We start from the raw sequence: 18,101 nt of genomic DNA on the forward strand, positions 1-18,101 counted from the left end.
CTCCAGCGGAAGGGGATGCGGATGGCCAGGCTCTCCCTTGTATACCACCGGGGCGGTGACGGTCCTGGCCCGAAGGTCCTGTTTCCCCCTGTGCGGCGGCGGCGGGATCGTCTAGGGTGGGTTCGCCCGGGCAAAGCATGCCCGCCTGACTGCAAGGAACCGCAATGAACGCACCGATCATCCATCGACCCTCGCCGGCCTTCATTGCCGCCTCCTGGGTGGCCCTGCTGCTCGGCGCGGTGGCCTACCTGATAGGCCTGTTCAATGCGGAGATGCCGCTGAACGAGAAGGGCTACTACCTCACCCTGCTCCTGTTTGGCCTGTTCGCAGCGGTGTCGCTGCAGAAGAGCGTGCGCGACCGTGTCGAGGGCATTCCGGTGAGTGGCCTGTACTACGCGCTGTGCTGGTTCGCATTGCTGTCTGCGCTGTTGTTGCTGCTGGTTGGCCTGTGGAACGCCACCCTGGTGCTGAGCGAGAAGGGCTTCTACGGCATGGCCTTCGCGCTGTCGCTGTTCGGTGCGGTGGCGGTGCAGAAGAACACCCGCGACCTGATCGCCGCCGGTGGCGGTGAAAGCAAGCGCAGCACGGCCGTGCCGCCGCTGCCGGAACAGGAATGATGCAGCAACGGTAGCGCCGGGCCATGCCCGGCGTTGCCGCATATCGGGTCCGTCAGGGGCCGCGTGCCAGGCGCGGTTCCACCTGCTGCGCTTCCTCCCAGCCACGGCGAACGGCACTGCGTGCCTGCGCCCAGTCCAGGCGGCTGCGGCCGCGTTCGCTGGCCCAGCGTGATTCCAGCTCGCGTTCCACTTCCTCGTAGGCGCGGATCATGTCCTGCGCACGCGCTGCGTGGCCGATGCGATAGGCCGGCTCATAGTCCTCGAAGAACAGCTGGTCGTCGTAGTACGGCTCGGCCGTGTAGCGTTCGCGCCAGTAGTTGCTGACCGCGTCACGCGGTGTGCTGTCGTCCGGTACGCGGCCGGGAATCTGGTACTCGGTCATGGAAGGGCTCCGTTGTGGACGAAACCTGATCGTGCCTGCGAGGCGGTTAACGGCCCGGTCCGGCAGCGTGATCGCCAGATCAATCCGCCGGGCATGGCCCGGCGCTATCGATCACCCGGCGTCGGCATCCTTGCGCGGCAGCTTGTAGATCACCGCGCCGATGGCGAACGCGACCAGTGCGGCGGCGATGTTCTGCCAGCTGGCACTGGCGAACAGCGCAACGCACAGCAGCAGCGCCAGCACCGGAATAAGCGGGCCGCCGGGCAGCTTCAATGCACCGGGGCGGTCGGCGTAGCGCTTGGCCAGTACCAGCACTGCCGCGGCGGTACCGATGTAGGCGAACAGGCGCGTGGTCATCGACAGCAGCGCCAGCTGCACGAATGACCCCGACAGCGCCAGCCCGAGCGCGATCAGGCCCTGGCACAGGATCGATGCGGCCGGCGTATGGAAGCGCGGATGCACCTGCGCCAGGATCTTCGGCCCGTAGCCATCGCGGGCCAGCGCGAACAGGAAGCGCGGGCCCATCATCATCGTGTTGCTGTTGGTGCCGAGGATGGAGATGGTCGCGCCGATGGTCAGGATCAGCGCCAGTGCCTCACCACCGAAGCCTGCGGCGGCGTCGGCCAGCGGCGTGGCCGAACTGGACAGCCCGGCCAGCGTGCCCTGCGCCACCACCTGCACCGCTCCATAGATGACGGTGACGGTGATGATCATGGTGATCAGGGCGAATGGAATATCGCGGCGCGGATTGCGGTACTCGCCCGCAGCTGCCGGGATGTTCTCGAAGCCGGCGTAGGCGTACAGCAGCAGCAAGGCGGCTTCGCCCATGCGCTGCAGGTCATGCGGGTCAGGGCGCTGGCCGGAGAAGGCCAGCTGCGGATCGATGTAGAACGCACCGATGGCCACGAACAGCAGCAGCGGCAGCATCTTGCCGATCACCAGCACCACGCCGGTACGCGCAGCCGAGCGCACGCCGATGATGTTGACGCCGGTGAGGAAGCCCAGCGACACCACGATCACTGCGATGCGGCCCATGCCGGCGCCGGCCCACGGCCAGAAGCGCGCGACCGCATCGGCCAGTGCATTGCTCAATGCGGCCGCCGAGCTGATGCGGGTCAACCAGATCATCCAGCCGATCTCGAACCCGGCGAATCGCCCGAACGCCTCACGGGCATACAGGTAGCTGCCACCGGGTTCATCGAAGTAGCTGGCGGCCTGCGCGTAGCACAGCACCAGCAGGGCAACGACGATGCCGGCGGCGACCACGCCCCACAGGCTGAAGGGGCCGAGCAGGGCGACGGTGGCGGCCGGCAGCAGGTAGATGCCGCTGCCGATCACATCGTTGATCGACAGGCCGACGATCTGCCAGCGGCTGACCGCGCGCTGCAGCTGCGGTTCGTCCTGCGCGCTCAACGGGCGTCTCCGCTCAGTGCGGGCAGCTGCCACTGGGCCTGCAGGCGCGTGTACTCGGCGCGCGGCAGCAGCACGAAGCGCGGCATATCCTGCGGCCGCAGCCAGTCAAGCAGGGCCTGCATGCGTGGCTGCGGCATGGCGGTGCAGCCGGCCGTGGCCTCACCGGGCGCGCGCCACAGATGGGCGAAGATGCAGCTGCCCTTGCCGGGCTGGTTGTCCGGGTTGTGGGCAATCACGAAGCCTTCCTGGTAACGCACGTCGCCCTTGTTGTGCAGGTCCAGCCGCATCGGCTCGGTGGAGCCCTTGATCGCTGCACTGCCGACCTTCTTTTCATCCACGATGCGGTTGTAGAACGGAGAGCCGGGCACATCCATGCAGTAGCTGCTTTCAAGCATGGGCTGGTAGGCCATCGCGGTGCCGGGGCGGGTGATGGCATAGCCGAAGGCGCTGCCGAGCGCGAACACGCCGGCCGGGCTGCGGCCATCGCCTTCCTGCTTCTGCGGGCCGTCGGCCTGTGCCGGATGCAGGCCCAGGCCCCAGGCGCTGCCGGTACGGCCGAGCGCCACCGGGAACGCCTGTCCATGCGCGTGCCAGCCCTTGCCATCGCGCACATAGGCCTGCAGCTGGCCCTCGGTGCTGTCCCAGCCATCGCTGGTGACCACGATCAGCTGGCGCGCACCATCCAGCGGCGCCGCGTATACGGACACCGCTGCAGCAAGCAGCAGCGCAGCGGTAGCGAGGCGAACCAGCGATCTCATCAACAGGTGCTCCGGTCAGGAATCCAGCAGGTGGTCGATCCGCTCCAGGTTCACCGCGAGCTGCTGCTGGCGATCCGGATTGGCGTGGCAGAGCAGCACGAACAGGAAATCGAGCAGCGCGTGCATGGCGCTACGGTACAGCAGCTGCGCGACCTGCGGCGTGCGGTCGTGCGCACACACCACCAGCGTTGCATCCGCATGCGCGCGCAGCGGGTTGGCGGTGTGGCGGGTGATGGAAATCACCTTGCCACCCATGTCCTGGAACTGGCGCGACAGCTGCGAAAGCTGGGGCAGGTTGCCGAACTCGGAGAACACCAGCAGCGCATCGCCGGGGCGTGCCGCCGACAGGTTGGCCAGCATCAGGATCGGGTCGGTATGCGGCACCACCAGCAGGCCGAGCAGCGACAATCTCATGGCGAACTCACGCGCGTACAGGCCGTCGTCACCCAGGCCGTACACGAACAGCTTCGGCGCGCCGTCGAGCAGCTGCACGATGCGCTCGATTTCCTCGCGTGGATTGGCCTGGCGGGTTTCCTTCTCGGCCAGGGCCTTGCTGCGGCGCAGGGCCTCGCCCAACCGCAGGTAGTCGTCGCCGCTGTCGGGTTCGCTGGGCGCCTGTTGTGGATCGGCACCGGCGCGTGCCACATCCTGGCCGATCGAGTACTTCAGGTCCGGGTAGCCCTTGAAGCCGAGCTTCTGGCTGAATTTCACCACGCTGGACTGGCTGATGCCCAACGCGCTGGCCAGCTGCTGGGACGAGTAGTCGCGCAGCAGGTGTGCGTTGTCGAGGATGAAGTCGGCGATGCGGCGCTCGATGGCCGACATCTGCCCGCGCTCGGAACGGATCTTCAGCAGGGGCGGCATGCGGGGAGTCCGGGCAAGGATAGGCGCGTTGCGGTTGGCAGCGTAGAGCGTGTCATGGAATGGGCCGGGCGGGTGCCAGACGCGAGGGGGGTACTGGGTAGAGCAGAAGCAGGAGCATCCACGCATGGCGTGAATCTACGGGGTGCAGTTGTTGCCTTTGACGTTGAGTCCGCCTTCAAGCGAGCCGAGCACCGCAGGTCCGGCGAGGGCGAAGAGGCGCGGGTGTCTGAGCGCAGCGAGTTCCGCGCCGTCCCTCGCCGGACCGAGGAGCACAGGGCACCAACGTGCGCAACACGTCGGCTCGCGGCCGGCGGAGCGTTTCTTTTGGTTACTTTTCTTTCCGCAGAAAGAAAAGTAACGCCCGACCAGGCATCAGATAAGCACGGCCCTTGTAGAGTCGAGCCATGCTCGACTGCGCGGTTCAACCCAGCATCTCCAGCCCGCGCACTTCGGTGATGCCCAGCCCCGGTACGTCGCTGATGCTGATCTCCGATTCATTGAAATGCACGCCCCCGCTGACCGGGTCGAACTGGCCCAGCGAGGGGCCGTCGAGGTCGACCTTGGTGATCACATCGCTCTTGGCCACCGCCAGGTGCACGGCCGCGGCTACGCTGATGCTGGATTCGATCATGCAGCCGATCATGCAGGGCACACCGTAGATACCCGCGATGTCCGCGATGCGGATCGCGTTGGACAGGCCGCCGGTCTTCATCAGCTTGATGTTGATGATGTCGGCCGCGCGCTGCTGGATCAGGTCCATCACCTGGCTTGGGCTGAACACGCTTTCGTCGGCCATCACCGGCGTGTTGACGCGGTCGGTCACGTACTTCAGGCCACTGATGTCGGCGGCCTTCACCGGCTGCTCCAGCAGCTCGAGCACCACGCCCGCTTCCTCCAGCGTGCGCATGGCATGCACCGCCTGCTTGGCGGTCCAGCCCTGGTTGGCATCCAGCCGCAGCAGGGCGCGGCCTTCCACAGCAGCGTGGATCGCCTTGACCCGTTCGATGTCCAGGCCGATGTCCTTGCCGACCTTGATCTTCAGCGACTCGAAGCCGCGTTCGATCGCCGACAGCGAATCGGCCACCATCTTGTCGATGTAGTCCACGCTGATGGTGATGTCAGTGGTGATCACCGGGTCGCCGCCGCCCAGCATCTGGTACAGCGGTGCACCGTGCAGCTGCGCCCACAGGTCGTACAGTGCGATCTCCACCGCCGCCTTGGCGCTGGTATTGCGCTCCATCGCGGTCTGCACCAGCGTGCACAGATGGTTGAGGTTGACCACGTCCTGGCCGATCAGGCGCGGTGCGATGAAGTGGCGGATCGCCTCGATGATCGAGCCGTGGGTATCACCGGTGATCACCGCGGTGGCCGGCGCTTCGCCGTAGCCGGTGTGGCCGGTGTCGGTGCGGATCAGCACCACTACGTCTTCCACGGTTTCCACCGTGCGCAGGGCGGTCTTGAACGGTGTTTTCAGCGGCACGCGCAGCATGCCCAGTTCGATGGCAGTGATCTTCATTCAGGGGGTCTTGGCACGCAGGCGTTGGATGTTGGTGATGCGGTCGATGTAGCGGACGCTGTCGCTGGCCATCATCGGCTCCAGCGGGGTGACCGAAACACCATTGAGATGGGCCTGCACGCGCTTGCCGTCGGCACCGAACCAGCTGCCGCCCGCCGTATCGTGGATCACCCAGGTGCGGCCGTCGACGTGGCCGATGGCCATCATCACGTGGCCGGGGATGTAGACCAGATCGCCCACCTGCAGATCGGTGACGGCGCGGTCGCGCACGTCCTTGCCGTCCTTGCCGGTGAACGGTACGCGGTCCAGCGCCGGACTGATCGCCTGAGCACTGGTATTGCGCGGTAGGAGCACGCCGAAGCTGCGGTAGATCTCGGAAACGAAACCGCTGCAGTCGCGGGTGTCGTAGTCGTGGCCCCAACCGTAGCGCTCGCCGAGGAACTTGAAGGCCTGCTGCAGCAGCAGGCGTGGGGTCAGCGGCAGGTAGTCGGCGGCGGTGTCCTGCGAGCGCGGCAGCAGCGCCGGCACCAGCTTCAACCGGCCATCGGCTTCGCGTACCGGCAACTGCACCACCCACGCGGCGTGCGCCTGCTGGCCGTTCACCGGCTCTGACGCCGGCCAGTCGGCCAGCACCGGCAGCCGCACGCCCATGTCCAGCTGCAGGCGCGAGACGCGTGGTTCTTCCGGGGTGTAGGCAGTCTGCGCGGTGGCGCCGGTGACGATCCGGTACGGCCCCTTCGCGCCGTAGCCGAGCACGGTGGCTTTGTCGCCGCTGGCGATGGCATCGGTCTCGATCCACGCGCTGTAGCGTTCGCTGTGCACGAACAGCCAGCGGCCATCGGCACTGCGGTGGACCACCGCGACCTTGTCGCCGGGGAACAGCGCCGACTCCTGGAAGCGATCGATGTCGGTGTCGCCGATGCTGCTGAAGACGCGCTCGCGGGTGGGGAAGGTACGCAGTGCGGCGCGCTTCACCACCAGCCCGTATTGCGGTGCCAGCTGCGTGGAAATCGCATCGAGGCCGAGGTTGGCTTCGATCGTGCTGCGCAGTGCCGGCGTGATGGCCTGACCCTTGTCGTTGTAGAGGGCACGCGTGGGCCAGCTCGACAGCGCGGTGATGCTGGCACGCACCGTCGCCGCATCCAGCTGGGCTGGCAGTGTGGCGATGTCCTGGATGTGGCTGTCCTGTGCCTGCATCCGCGCGTTCTGTGCCTCGATCTGGCTGCGGTCCAGGATCGGCACGTCTGCGTTGTCCAGGCGCGCGGTCCAGTACTGCGGGGTGAGGTAGGCCTCGTGCAGGCCGATCACATAGGGCAGCGGCGCGCCCGGGTCGGGCGGCGGGGCCGCCTGTGCAAAGGCCGGTGCGGCCAGCAGGCACAGGGCCAGGGTCAAGCGGCGTGGCCAATGCCGATGCCGTTCGCGGGAAGCCAGGATCATGCGCTGCACACCCTCCTCGAATGCCTGTTGGAATATTTATTCCTTTTGGCATCGAAAGCAAGAATAAATTATTGACCGGCATCCCGGCCCGTGTTACACAGCCGTTACCACCCGCGCTGGGGAAGTGTCGCTGTGGATCCTGCCGTTCGCAAACCACGTCTGCCTGCCACTGCCGGCCTGTGTGCCGCGCTGCTGCTGTGGGCGTGGTCGGCGGGAGCGGAGCCGCCACCCTCGGCCATCCAGTTTGCGCGGGTCGTGCAGATGATCGACGCGGGACGGTTCTCCGAAGCCGGCAGCGAACTGAACACCTGGTCGGCTGCGGACGCGGCGGAGCCTGGCGTCAGTTTCGACGACATCGCGTTCCAGGAAGAGCGCATGCGCCGCATGCGCCTGGATTTTTCCCTCGACGAAACCGCCGCCAAGTCTGCCGTGCGCCGCTGGATTCCGGACCTGACCGACGAGGAATTCGCGCGCTGGGATCAGCTCGGCCTGATCGAGCATCTCGACATCGATGGCACGCGTTGGTATTTCAAGCGCGCACCGTCGAACCTGTTCCTGCTCAGCGATGAGGCACGCGCACGCCGCCGCGCGGATGCACCGATGTCGCCGCCGGGCCCGAACGAGGTGCTCAACGCGCACCACGCACGCGTGCTTGCCGCAGCGGAACAAAGTGGCCGGGCGTCGGTACTGCCGCAGCGCATTGAATTCACCCAGTCGCTCATGGTGAAAGCCGATGCCGTGCCGGCCGGCGAGACCGTACGCGCCTGGATTCCCTACCCGCGCGAGATACCCGGCCAGCAGGAGCAGGTGCAGTGGCTGGGCAGCACCCCGGGCAAGGCGCGCGTGGCGCCAGCCAGCACCCTGCAGCGCACGGCCTATCTGGAAGCCAAGGCGGTGGCGGGGCAGCCGACGCGCTTCGAGGTCCGCTACGCGGTCACGATCCTGGCCCGGCATACCGCGATCGATCCGGCCAAGGTGCAGCCGACACCGGCCGATCCGGCGCTGAAACCTTACCTGGCCGAGCAGCCGCCGCACGTGCGATTCACGCCGGCACTGAAGCTGTTCTCCGACCAGGTGCTGCAGGGGGAAACCCGCCCGTATGAAGTGGTGCGCAAGCTGTTTGCTGCCGTGGATCGCATTGCATGGGCCGGTGCGCGCGAATACTCCACGATCAGCAACATCAGCGATTACGCGCTGCGTGCCGGACATGCCGACTGCGGCCAGCAGACGCTGTTGCTGATCGCGCTGCTGCGCATGAACGGCATTCCCGCGCGCTGGCAGTCGGGCATGGTGTTCTCCGACGATGGCAGCGGCTACAACAACCTGCATGACTGGGGGCAGGTCTACCTGGCGCCGTATGGCTGGCTGCCAATGGACGTGACCACAGGCGCGCTGGCCAGCGACGTGCCGGCCCTGCGCGATTTCTACCTGGGTGGCCTCGACGGCTACCGCATCGCCTTCAACGACGATTTCGGCCAGCGCTTCGCGCCGGCCAAGCAGCACTTCCGCTCGGAAACGGTCGACTCGCAGCGCGGCGAGGCCGAGTGGGCAGGCGGCAACCTGTACTTCGACCAATGGAGCTACGACTTCCAGTGGCGGGTACTGCCAGCCGGGCAACGCTAGCGCGACACATCGCATTCCACACCATTCAATTCTTGCAGGAGAGAGCAGGGGATGAAGGCTTACAGCATCAAGCGGGCGGCGTTGTGCGTCGCCCTCGGGGCGTGTCTGGGCGTGATGCTGCCCGGCACCGCAATGGCGCAGAACGTGAGCGGCGCGGTGGCGGGCCGCGCCACCGCCGGTGATCAGGTGACCGTGGTCAGCAACAGCACGGGCCTGACCCGCTCTGTCACGGTCGGTGCCGATGGCAGCTATCGCCTGGGCCAGCTACCGGTGGGCGACTACCAGTTGCAGCTCAGCCGTGATGGCCAGAAGCTGGGTGATCAGGTTGCTGTCAGCGTCGCGATCGGCGGCACCACCACGGTCAATCTGGCAAGCGGCGGCGGCGTCACCAATCTCGATGCACTGCAGGTGGTCGGCACACGCGTGGTCAATCGCGTGGATGTCTATTCCACCGAAACATCCTTCAACATCAATCGACAGGAAATCTCGCGCCTTCCTGTGGCGCAGGACCTGTCTGCGGTCGCACTGATGGCGCCTGGCGTGGTCGGCGGCAACTCGTCGTTTGGTGGCTTGTCCTTCGCCGGCTCGTCGGTGGCTGAAAATGCCGTCTTCATCAATGGCCTGAATGTCACCGACATGTACACCCGTCGCGGCTTCAGTACCGCGCCGTTCGCCTTCTTCAAGGAGTTTCAGGTCAAGACCGGCGGATACTCGGTCGAGTTCGGCCGCTCCACCGGTGGCGTGATCAATGCGGTGACCCGTTCGGGCAGCAACGAGTTCGAAGGCGGCGTGGAAGTCACCGCTGAGCCCAGTGCATGGCGCTCCAGCGGCGGCGACCACTTCCATCGTGATGGAACCCCGCATTCGTATGGCAGCCGCGACAACAACTCCTTCCTGAAGACCAACGTGTGGGGCTCCGGTCCGATCATCAAGGACAAGCTGTTCCTGTTCGCGATGTACGAAGACCGCAGTGACAAAGGACACAACACCTCGTCCGATGGCAGTACCTGGTTCAAGAATGATTCCGGAAACGGCTTCTGGGGCACCAAGCTGGACTGGAACATCAACGACAACCACAGCCTGGCGCTGCTGGCGTTCTCCGACGAAGGTGACGTCACCAACGCCTCGTATGGCTACAACTGGAACGCAGACCAGCTCGGTGCATGGGGCGGTGATTCGGTCACCGAGACGGGTGGTCGCAACTGGTCGGCCACCTATACCGGCCACTTCGGCCAGAACTTCACCGCCCGCGCCATGGTCGGCCAGAACAACCAGCGTGCGTTCACCAATTCGTCGCTGGACCAGGCGTGCAGCCCGGTGTTCACCGACAGCACCTACGGCCCGCGGCTGGGCAAGCTGCAGGGCCTGCGCGCAGGCTGCCACCCCACCGGCACGGCAGTGGCCGAGCGTGACGATACCCGTGACGTGGCGCGACTGGACTTCGAATGGCAGCTGGGTGATCACCTGCTGCGCTTCGGTGTCGACCGTGAGCTGATGACCACAAAGCAGTCCACCCGCTACCCCGGTCCGACCGAGTTGAGCTACACGGCCTACGTAGCGCGACCTGGCGATGAAGTCTGGGACGGTGCCAATGCCTACGTGCCAGCAGGCGTTACCGAAATGCTGCGTGCGCGCAACCGCAAGTCGGGAGGCACGTTCGAGACTGAAGCCAATGCCTTCTACGTGGAAGACATCTGGAACATCACTCCGAACCTGATGCTCAACCTCGGCGTGCGCTGGGACCGTTTCGAAAACCGCACCGCCGCCGGCAAGGCGTTCATCAAGATGGACGACCTGATCGCGCCGCGTGTGGGCTTCTCGTGGGACATGCGCGGTGATGGCAGCACCAAGCTGTTCGGCAACGCCGGCCGCTACTACCTGCCGGTTACCAACAACATCAACGTGAACTTCGCCGGTGGTCTCACCGACGAATACAGCTACTACGTGCTCAATGGCTGGGAACAGAAGACCTCGCCGACAGGCTCGCCGTACATGGCACCGATCGTCGGCCAGCAGATCGGGCCGACCGACACACGCATGAACACCGGCGGTGCCGACCTGCGCCAGAGCGTGGACCGCGATCTCAAGGCGGTCTACCAGGACGAGTACATCCTGGGCTTCCAGAACATGATCAACCAGGCGTGGTCCTGGGGCGTCAACGCCACCTATCGACGGATGACCCGTGCGCTGGATGACATCCGCATCAACTACACCCCGTGCGGCCCGACCCCGAGCACGCTGTGGCCGATCGCCAATCCGGGCGAGAGCCTGACAATCTGGGGCGACAAGAGCATCGGCTGCGCCAACGAAGGCTGGATCACCATCGATACCGCCAACAGCGGCTATCGCAAGGGCGGCAGCGGCGAGGTGATCGGTTACTCCAAGCCCAAGCGCACCTACAAGGCGCTGGAGTTCCAGATCGACCGTGCATGGGACGAGAAGTGGATGTTCAACGCGTCCTACCTGTGGTCGAAGAGTGAAGGCAACTTCGAAGGACCAGTGAACTCCGATACCAACTACGGTGATACCGGCATGGTCCAGTTCTGGGACCACCCCGCCACCAACGAGCGCTACGGCGTACTGTTCAACGACTTCCGCCACCAGTTCAAGCTGCGAGCTGCGTACGCACTGAACAAGCAATGGTCCTTCGGCACCACGTTGCAGGTGCAGTCCGGTGGCCCGATCACTGCGTATGGCGTGATGTGGCCAAACGACTCCATCGCCGGTGGCAGTACCTCCAGTGAAGGTAGTGGCGGTGGCACCGGTTGGCTGTGCGTGGCCAACTGCTCCGGCCCATACAACCAGCGACAGTTCGAGTACAGTCCGCGCGGCGCGTTCGGTCGCCTGCCATGGACGTGGACCATGGGCGCCAATGTGACGTGGCGTTTGCCGGTGGAAGGCATCGACCTCAGCGCACGGCTTTCGGTCTACAACCTGTTCAACAATCAGAAGACCATCAACGTGCACCAGCGCTATGAAGCGCAGCCCGGCCAGTACCGCGAGGCGACGTTCGCCACCGGGACGCGCTGGCAGGCTCCGCGCTATACACAGTTGGTGGTGACCTGGAATTTCTGAGGCTGCATCCCGTGCCGTCCGTGTGGGCGGCGCGGGCATTGGAAGGGAAGCGTGCATGCATCATCTGCTGATCCTCGCAGCGGCACTGGCCGCACCCTCCGCTTCGGCGGTCGATACCGCATCCATCGATGCCGATGTCGCCGCCGTGGTCCGGCACGAGCACCTGCCCGGGCTGGCCATGGCGGTGGTCGAGAATGGGCGCGTGGTCTATCGCCATGCCGAGGGCGCGCGCGGTGATGGCGGCCGCATCGACGAGGACACGCTGTTCAAGATCGCCTCCAACAGCAAGGCGATGACCGCCGCGCTGTTGGCGCGGCTGGTGCAGCAGGGCAGGCTGCGCTGGGATGATCCGGTGCAGCGCTATCTGCCTGAGTTCCGCATGCACGACGCATGGGTGGGCCAGCAGATGCAGGTGCGCGACCTGCTGATCCACAACAGCGGTCTCGGCCTGGGTGCCGGTGACCTGATGCTGTGGCCGGAACCGAACACGTTCTCCCGTGCCGACATCATCGCCGGGCTGGCGCACCTGAAGCCGGTCAGCAGCTTCCGCAGTCACTATGCCTACGACAACCTGATGTACGTGGTGGCCGGCGAAGTGGCCGCTGCGGCCGCTGGCAAACCCTATGACCAGCTGATGCGCGAGCAGGTGTTCGAACCACTCGGCATGACGCGCTGCCAGGTGGGGGCCTGGTCGCTGAAACGCGTGGGCAACGTCGCCCAGCCACATGCCTGGCATGGTGATCGCAATGCGGTGGTGAACGCCGACGGTGCCATCAGCCCGGACCTGCCGTCCATGGCGGCCGGAGGCATCCGCTGTTCGCTGCGCGACATGACGCGCTGGATGCAGGTGCTGCTCGACCCCGCGCTGGTGCCGGACTGGTTGGGCAATGAACAGCGCCGCACGCTGTGGACATTCCATATGCCGATGCCGCTGGGTGAACGCCAGCGGCGCTGGGACAACGCGCACTTCTACGGCTACGGCTATGGCTGGCGCGTGTCGGACATGGACGGGCAGTGGAAGGTGGCACACACCGGCACGCTGTCGGGGATGTACTCGTCGCTGGCGCTGCTGCCCGACCGGAAGGTGGGGGTAGTGATGTTGATCAACGGTGAAGGCGAGGATGCGCGTACCGCGTTGATGCAGGCCGCGCTGAAGCGCTTCACCGCAGCGGACGGTGCGCGGCCTGCGTTGGAGTATCTGGCCGAATTGAAGGCGGACCAGGCCGCTCGTGCGGCAACCGCGCATCAGCGGCCGTCCACCGTTGCGGCGCAGGAGACGAGCCGCACGGATCTGCCGCACTGGCAGGGCCGTTACCGCGATCCGTGGCTGGGCCCGGCCTCACTGTGCCCGGGCGCGGACGGCCTGCGCTTCAGCGTGGACAAGTCGCCAAAGCTGCAGGCGGCCATGCTGCAGTTGCAGGGGCGCTGGCTGCTGCGCTGGGATACGCTGGGCGAAGACGCACAGGCCTGGCTGCAGCCCGGTGACGGTGCACCGCCCACACTGGACCTGCGTGCCATCGATCCGGACATCGACTTCAGCTATGACTTCCAGGACCTGCATTTCACTCGTACTGGCGACTGCCCTGGCAGCGAGCGCCAGCGCCGCTGAGCCGCCGCGTGTTTCGCCGGCCACTGATGCCGCCAGCGCCGGATTCGTGGAGATCCGCACGTTGTCGCCAGGCATCGAGATGGACATCCGCTACGCCGGCGCGAACAACTTCACCGGCGCGCGCGTGCCGGGTTACGAGGGGCCGTCCTGTTACCTGCTGGCGCCGGTGGCGAAGGCGCTGGCACAGGTGGAACAGGACCTGCGCGCGGATGGCTTTGGCCTGCGCCTCTACGACTGCTACCGGCCGGTGCGTTCGGTGCAGGCCTTCATGGCCTGGGTGAACGATCCGCGCGAGCGCTCGCGCAAGGCTCTGCAGTACCCGGATCTGGACAAGCCACGGCTGCTGGCCGACGGCTACATCGCCGAGCGCTCCGGCCATAGCCGCGGTGCCACGGTGGATCTGGGGCTGCTGGATTGCGGCAGTGGTGCATGTAGGCCGATGGACATGGGTACCGACTTCGATTTCTTCGGGCCACGCGCGCATACGCAGACGAGCGGGCTGAGCGCTGCGCAGCAGGCGAACCGCAAGCAGCTGGTGCAGGCGATGGCGCGCCGTGGTTTCGTCAACTATCCGCAGGAGTGGTGGCACTACACCCTGCAGCCCGAACCGGACCCGGGCACCGCATACGACGTCCCCGTGCGGTAGGGACATCGGCAGAGGGGCGCTGCTGTTGGTAGGTGTCGACCTTGGTCGACACGGTAGATCCACGCCATGCGTGGACGCCTTTCGTTCAATCATCGGAGTATTCGATTTCGATGGAGATTTCATCCACGCATGGCGTGGATCTACCGTGGCTACCGGATTGGGTCCGGGGCAGATCCCTTACACTGGCCGCCATCCCACCGTTGCCCACCCGATGAACCTTCCCCTGCACTTCGGCCTGCTCGGTACCCTCGAAGCGGGCGCCATTGCCCTGCTGGTCGGGCTGCTGGTGTACTTCCTGTGGTCGCAGCTGTGCCGGCTCCTGCACTGGACGGTCGGCCACGCCATCGGCTGGTCCTGCGTCATCGCCGTGATCATCTCCGCCGGCATCGATGCCTGGAAGCTGTTCTACATAGGCATCGTGCGTCTGGAGTCGCCCCTGTATGCGCGCCTTTTTCTCGCCACCATCCACGATCCGAACGAACTCGGCAGCCGGGTGGTGCTGGAAATCGCCGGCGCGCTCGCTGGTGTCGCCCTCGGCTGGGTGGTGTTCAGTTCGCGGTCATCGGCTCAGAACGTCGACTGACGCAGGTTTTTCGTTCGCTGCCGGTTAAATCCGGCAGCGCTGAATGCGCATCTTATGAGCCGCTCACTTGCTGCTAACCACCGCGCTAAAGCATGCGTGGAGGTGAGTGGTTAATCGTGCGTGTTGACGCCGGTCGCGAGGCAAAATCGATTCAGAAACGCGGTGGCAGGGTAGGTGCCGTGCGGAGACAACACGCCGCGCAACACCACCCAATTGGTAGGAGACACCCCTGATGACTATTCGTAACCGCAAGCCCCTGATCGCCCTGATCGTCGCCGCCGGCAGCGTGCTGGCCATTCCGGCGATGGCCCAGTCGGCCAAGCAGCAGGCCGCGCAGGCACAGAACGAGGCCGCACAGGCACAGCAGTCTGCAGCGCAGGCAGGGCAGGCCGCTGACCAGGCGACCAATGCGGCCGCGGCGGCATCGGCGCAGGCCAATGGCGGTGGCCAGACCTGGGCCAGCATCGATACCGATGGCAACGGCACCATCAGCAAGACCGAGGCACAGGTGAACGCAGGCCTGGCCCAGGTGTTCGACCAGGCCGATACCAACAAGGACGGCGAACTGAGCGCCGACGAGTACAAGGCCTACGTGGCCGCCCAGCAGGCCGGTGCGGGTGCCGGCGCGGCGCAGGGCCGCTGATCCACGCCTGATTTCGGGAAGACCGGTGCATGGGGACCCGGGCGGCTGCGGCCGCCCGGGTTTTTTTCGTCATCGCCGCCCCTGTATCCTTGGCCGATGAATACCCCCACGCCTGCGCCGTCGCGCGCCATCGGCCTGGTCGGTTTTGACGGTGACGATACGCTGTGGAAGAGCGAGGACTACTACCGCAAGGCCGAGCAGGATTATCTTGACCTGCTGTCGCGCTACGTCGACGTGCATGACACGCAGACCGCGCGCCACCTGCTGGAAGTGCAGCAGCGCCACCTGGGCACCTTCGGTTACGGCGTGAAGAGCATGACGCTGTCGATGATCGAAGCGGCCATCGACATCACCGGCCAGCGCATCGAGGCCAAGGACATCCAGCGCATCCTGGATATCGGCCACGACACCCTGCGCCACCCGGTCGAACTGATCGACGGCGTGCGTGAAGCAGTGGTTGCGATCGCCGAAGATTATCCGGTGGTGCTGATCACCAAGGGCGACCTGTTCCACCAGGAAGCCAAGATCAAGGTCGCCAATCTCGCCGAGCTGTTCCCGCGCATCGAGATCGTCTCCGAGAAGGACCCGGAAACCTACGCCCGCGTGCTGGCCGAGTTTGACCTGCCGATGCAGCGCTTCGTGATGGTCGGCAACTCGCTGCGTTCGGACATCGAGCCGGTGGTGACCCTGGGTGGCTGGGGCGTGCATACCCCGTACGCGGTGACCTGGGCCCACGAGACCCAGCACGGCGTGGCCGACGATGAACCGCGCATGGTCACCGCCGATACCGCCCATGATTGGCCGGCCGCACTGGCCGCGATCGAGGCCAAGGCCTCGGCGGCGGCCTGACAGGACCCGGCGGCTGCGGCAGAATCGGGGCATGAACGTCCGACTGCGCGCGCTGTTGTTGTCCTTGCTGCTGGTGCCGGCCACCGTGCTGGCCCAGCAGACCGCCGAGCGTTCGGCGGCCTACACGGTGGAAACCGGTGACCGCTGGGTCGATGCCCAGCTGCAGGACATCAACCACTACGCCGAACGCTACCCCGACGCCTTCCTCGACGAAGTGTCGCGCTATGCCGAGGTGCCGCGCGGTTACATCAGCGCGCTGTTCACCACCCATGGCTGGCAGGCCGGGGATATCTACTTCGCCTGCTTCTGGGCCAAGGCCAGCGGCCAGACCTGCCGCGACAGCGTGCGCGCCTTCAGCCAGGACCCGGAGGGCGGCTGGGAGGCGGTGGTGAAGCGCATGCCGGCCAAGCCGGACAACCTGCATTACCGCGCCGTGCGCCATGCCATCGTGGCCAGCTACCAGCACTGGGACCGGCCGATCACCCTGGATGCCACCCTGAGGCGCCAGCTCAAGCGGTAGTGCCGGCCGCTGGCCGGCAACTGCACCCTTCCAGGCATCCCGAGGTTGCCGGCCAGCGGCCGGCACTACCGATTTCCTTCATGTTGCTCTGCATATCGCCGCGGCCCCGCGCTCCGGCGACAATACGGGTTCGAGCTGTTCCCCGTTCCCGTAATCGAGTGACTGATGAGCGCCTCTTTCGTTTCGCCTGATGTGATCCGCCGCCTGTTCGCGCAGGCCATGTCCCGCATGTACCGCACCGAAGTGCCGCTGTACGGCACGCTGGTGGAACTGGTGGAGCGGATCAACGCGCAGGTGCTTGACCAGGACCCTGCGCTGGCCGCACAGCTGCAGCGCAACGACGAGCGTGCGCGCCTGGATGAAGAGCGCCACGGCGCGATCCGCGTTGGTACCGTGCAGGAACTGGCCACGCTGCGCCGCCTGTTCGCGGTGATGGGCATGTACCCGGTCGGCTACTACGACCTGTCGGTGGCCGGCGTGCCGGTGCACTCCACCGCGTTCCGCCCGCTGACCGGTGCCGCGCTGGCGCAGAACCCGTTCCGCGTGTTCACCTCGCTGCTGCGCCTGGAGCTGATCGAAGACGAAACCCTGCGTGCCGAGTCGGCAAAGATCCTGGCACGTCGCCGCATCTTCACCGACGGCGCGCTGGCGCTGATCGACCAGGCCGAGCGTGACGGTGGACTGTCGCCGGCCGAAGCGGAGCACTTCGTCGATGAAGCACTGGAAACCTTCCGCTGGCACGGCGATGCCACCGTCGATCTGCCGACCTACCACGCGCTGCACAACGCGCATCGGCTGGTGGCCGACGTGGTCAGTTTCCGTGGCCCGCACATCAACCACCTGACCCCGCGCACGCTGGATATCGACGCGGCGCAGGCGGCGATGATCGAGCATGGCATGGCCGCCAAGGCGGTGATCGAAGGTCCGCCGCGCCGTGCCTGCCCGATCCTGTTGCGGCAGACCAGCTTCAAGGCACTGGAAGAAGCCGTGCATTTCCCGGACAGCGAGGGTGGCGATGCCGGCACCCACACCGCGCGCTTCGGCGAGATCGAACAGCGTGGCCTTGCGCTGACCCCGAAGGGCCGCGCGCTCTACGATCAGCTGCTGTCGCAGGCACGCGATGCCGGTGGCGAAGGCAGTACCGGCGGCGACTACGGCCAGCGCCTGCAGGCGGTGTTCGCCAGCTTCCCGGATGACCATGACACGCTGCGCCAGGAAGGCCTGGGCTATTACCGCTACCAGCTGACCGATGCCGGCCGCGCCGCGCCGGAGCGCGTGGCCGATCTGCCGGCTGAAGTACTGGTGGCCGCGGGCCTGGCCACGGCCGACCCGATCGTCTACGAGGATTTCCTGCCGGTCAGCGCCGCGGGCATCTTCCAGTCGAACCTGGGCGGCGAAGAACAGCGTGCGTATGCCGCACACGCCAACCGCGAAGCCTTCGAGCAGGCGCTGGGCGTGGCGGTGAATGACGAGTTCGAGATCTACGAGCGGCTGCAGGCCGAATCGCTGGCGAGCCTGCGCACCGCGTGAAGGTAGAGCCGGCCGCTGGCCGGCTGTTTTGGGAAG

16 protein-coding genes are annotated in these 18,101 nt (G+C 66.0%); 10 read left to right on the plus strand and 6 right to left on the minus strand.

What is annotated here, in order from left to right:
- Positions 1–164: 164 nt before the first annotated feature.
- Positions 165–617: an inner membrane protein YiaA gene (gene yiaA, locus ACX9OT_RS15395; protein ID WP_032130378.1), complete on the plus strand. Its 453-nt coding sequence runs from the start codon at positions 165–167 to the stop codon at positions 615–617.
- Positions 618–669: 52 nt separating this feature from the next.
- Here yiaA and ACX9OT_RS15400 read toward each other — a convergent pair whose 3' ends face one another.
- The 6 genes from ACX9OT_RS15400 to ACX9OT_RS15425 form a co-directional block, all read right to left on the minus strand.
- Positions 670–999, minus strand: a complete 330-nt coding sequence (locus tag ACX9OT_RS15400; protein WP_032130379.1) for a hypothetical protein — start codon at positions 997–999, stop codon at positions 670–672.
- A gap of 111 nt (positions 1,000–1,110) precedes the next feature.
- A complete protein-coding gene (locus tag ACX9OT_RS15405; RefSeq protein ID WP_049435059.1) occupies positions 1,111–2,412 on the minus strand; it encodes an APC family permease in 1,302 nt (433 codons plus the stop codon).
- The gene (locus ACX9OT_RS15410) at positions 2,409–3,170 is read right to left on the minus strand and encodes a L,D-transpeptidase family protein (protein ID WP_100437715.1); all 762 of its coding nucleotides are present in this window, start codon (positions 3,168–3,170) and stop codon (positions 2,409–2,411) included. The genes ACX9OT_RS15405 and ACX9OT_RS15410 overlap by 4 nt, the downstream gene beginning before the upstream one ends.
- A 15-nt stretch (positions 3,171–3,185) precedes the next feature.
- On the minus strand, positions 3,186–4,034 hold the full coding sequence (locus tag ACX9OT_RS15415; RefSeq protein WP_100437716.1) for a MurR/RpiR family transcriptional regulator: 849 nt from the start codon (positions 4,032–4,034) through the stop codon (positions 3,186–3,188).
- A gap of 421 nt (positions 4,035–4,455) precedes the next feature.
- Positions 4,456–5,550 carry a dipeptide epimerase gene (locus ACX9OT_RS15420; protein WP_012478950.1) on the minus strand — a complete coding sequence of 365 codons (1,095 nt, stop codon included), beginning with the start codon at positions 5,548–5,550 and terminating at the stop codon, positions 4,456–4,458.
- On the minus strand, positions 5,551–6,987 hold the full coding sequence (locus ACX9OT_RS15425; protein ID WP_100437768.1) for a C40 family peptidase: 1,437 nt from the start codon (positions 6,985–6,987) through the stop codon (positions 5,551–5,553). It abuts the gene before it with no gap.
- A 132-nt stretch (positions 6,988–7,119) separates the two neighbouring features.
- On the opposite strand from ACX9OT_RS15425, the gene ACX9OT_RS15430 reads away from it, so the two are divergent.
- The 9 genes from ACX9OT_RS15430 (at position 7,120) to hglS (ending at position 18,065) form a co-directional block, all read left to right on the plus strand.
- On the plus strand, positions 7,120–8,610 hold the full coding sequence (locus ACX9OT_RS15430; protein ID WP_100437718.1) for a transglutaminase-like domain-containing protein: 1,491 nt from the start codon (positions 7,120–7,122) through the stop codon (positions 8,608–8,610).
- Positions 8,611–8,661: 51 nt separating this feature from the next.
- Positions 8,662–11,685, plus strand: a complete 3,024-nt coding sequence (locus ACX9OT_RS15435; RefSeq protein WP_100437719.1) for a TonB-dependent receptor — start codon at positions 8,662–8,664, stop codon at positions 11,683–11,685.
- A 55-nt stretch (positions 11,686–11,740) separates the two neighbouring features.
- Positions 11,741–13,294: a serine hydrolase domain-containing protein gene (locus ACX9OT_RS15440; protein ID WP_459002801.1), complete on the plus strand. Its 1,554-nt coding sequence runs from the start codon at positions 11,741–11,743 to the stop codon at positions 13,292–13,294.
- The gene (locus ACX9OT_RS15445; protein ID WP_100437721.1) at positions 13,227–13,940 is read left to right on the plus strand and encodes a M15 family metallopeptidase; all 714 of its coding nucleotides are present in this window, start codon (positions 13,227–13,229) and stop codon (positions 13,938–13,940) included. The genes ACX9OT_RS15440 and ACX9OT_RS15445 overlap by 68 nt, the downstream gene beginning before the upstream one ends.
- 211 nt (positions 13,941–14,151) lie before the next feature.
- The gene (locus ACX9OT_RS15450) at positions 14,152–14,523 is read left to right on the plus strand and encodes a hypothetical protein (protein WP_100437722.1); all 372 of its coding nucleotides are present in this window, start codon (positions 14,152–14,154) and stop codon (positions 14,521–14,523) included.
- Between the two features lie 232 nt (positions 14,524–14,755).
- Positions 14,756–15,166, plus strand: a complete 411-nt coding sequence (locus ACX9OT_RS15455; protein ID WP_004139214.1) for an EF-hand domain-containing protein — start codon at positions 14,756–14,758, stop codon at positions 15,164–15,166.
- Positions 15,167–15,262: 96 nt separating this feature from the next.
- On the plus strand, positions 15,263–16,015 hold the full coding sequence (locus ACX9OT_RS15460) for an HAD family hydrolase (protein ID WP_100437723.1): 753 nt from the start codon (positions 15,263–15,265) through the stop codon (positions 16,013–16,015).
- A gap of 31 nt (positions 16,016–16,046) precedes the next feature.
- Positions 16,047–16,535, plus strand: coding sequence for a hypothetical protein (locus ACX9OT_RS15465; protein WP_049400073.1), 489 nt, complete (start codon positions 16,047–16,049; stop codon positions 16,533–16,535).
- 165 nt (positions 16,536–16,700) lie between these two features.
- Positions 16,701–18,065 carry a 2-oxoadipate dioxygenase/decarboxylase HglS gene (hglS, locus tag ACX9OT_RS15470; RefSeq protein WP_149909058.1) on the plus strand — a complete coding sequence of 455 codons (1,365 nt, stop codon included), beginning with the start codon at positions 16,701–16,703 and terminating at the stop codon, positions 18,063–18,065.
- The last annotated feature ends 36 nt before the right edge of the window (positions 18,066–18,101 follow it).

The sequence above is a fragment of the Stenotrophomonas genospecies 3 genome (genome assembly GCF_054473855.1).

Bases quoted from the DNA above. Each gene is read 5' to 3' on its own strand.
- ACX9OT_RS15465 (WP_049400073.1), top strand. From the start codon at position 16,047: ATGAACGTCCGACTGCGCGCGCTGTTGTTGTCCTTGCTGCTGGTGCCG.
- ACX9OT_RS15445 (WP_100437721.1), top strand. From the start codon at position 13,227: ATGACTTCCAGGACCTGCATTTCACTCGTACTGGCGACTGCCCTGGCA.
- ACX9OT_RS15450 (WP_100437722.1), top strand. From the start codon at position 14,152: ATGAACCTTCCCCTGCACTTCGGCCTGCTCGGTACCCTCGAAGCGGGC.
- ACX9OT_RS15415 (WP_100437716.1), bottom strand. From the start codon at position 4,034: ATGCCGCCCCTGCTGAAGATCCGTTCCGAGCGCGGGCAGATGTCGGCC.
- ACX9OT_RS15420 (WP_012478950.1), bottom strand. From the start codon at position 5,550: ATGAAGATCACTGCCATCGAACTGGGCATGCTGCGCGTGCCGCTGAAA.
- yiaA (WP_032130378.1), top strand. From the start codon at position 165: ATGAACGCACCGATCATCCATCGACCCTCGCCGGCCTTCATTGCCGCC.
- ACX9OT_RS15435 (WP_100437719.1), top strand. From the start codon at position 8,662: ATGAAGGCTTACAGCATCAAGCGGGCGGCGTTGTGCGTCGCCCTCGGG.
- ACX9OT_RS15455 (WP_004139214.1), top strand. From the start codon at position 14,756: ATGACTATTCGTAACCGCAAGCCCCTGATCGCCCTGATCGTCGCCGCC.
- ACX9OT_RS15440 (WP_459002801.1), top strand. From the start codon at position 11,741: ATGCATCATCTGCTGATCCTCGCAGCGGCACTGGCCGCACCCTCCGCT.
- ACX9OT_RS15400 (WP_032130379.1), bottom strand. From the start codon at position 999: ATGACCGAGTACCAGATTCCCGGCCGCGTACCGGACGACAGCACACCG.
- ACX9OT_RS15410 (WP_100437715.1), bottom strand. From the start codon at position 3,170: ATGAGATCGCTGGTTCGCCTCGCTACCGCTGCGCTGCTGCTTGCTGCA.
- ACX9OT_RS15425 (WP_100437768.1), bottom strand. From the start codon at position 6,987: ATGATCCTGGCTTCCCGCGAACGGCATCGGCATTGGCCACGCCGCTTG.
- ACX9OT_RS15460 (WP_100437723.1), top strand. From the start codon at position 15,263: ATGAATACCCCCACGCCTGCGCCGTCGCGCGCCATCGGCCTGGTCGGT.
- hglS (WP_149909058.1), top strand. From the start codon at position 16,701: ATGAGCGCCTCTTTCGTTTCGCCTGATGTGATCCGCCGCCTGTTCGCG.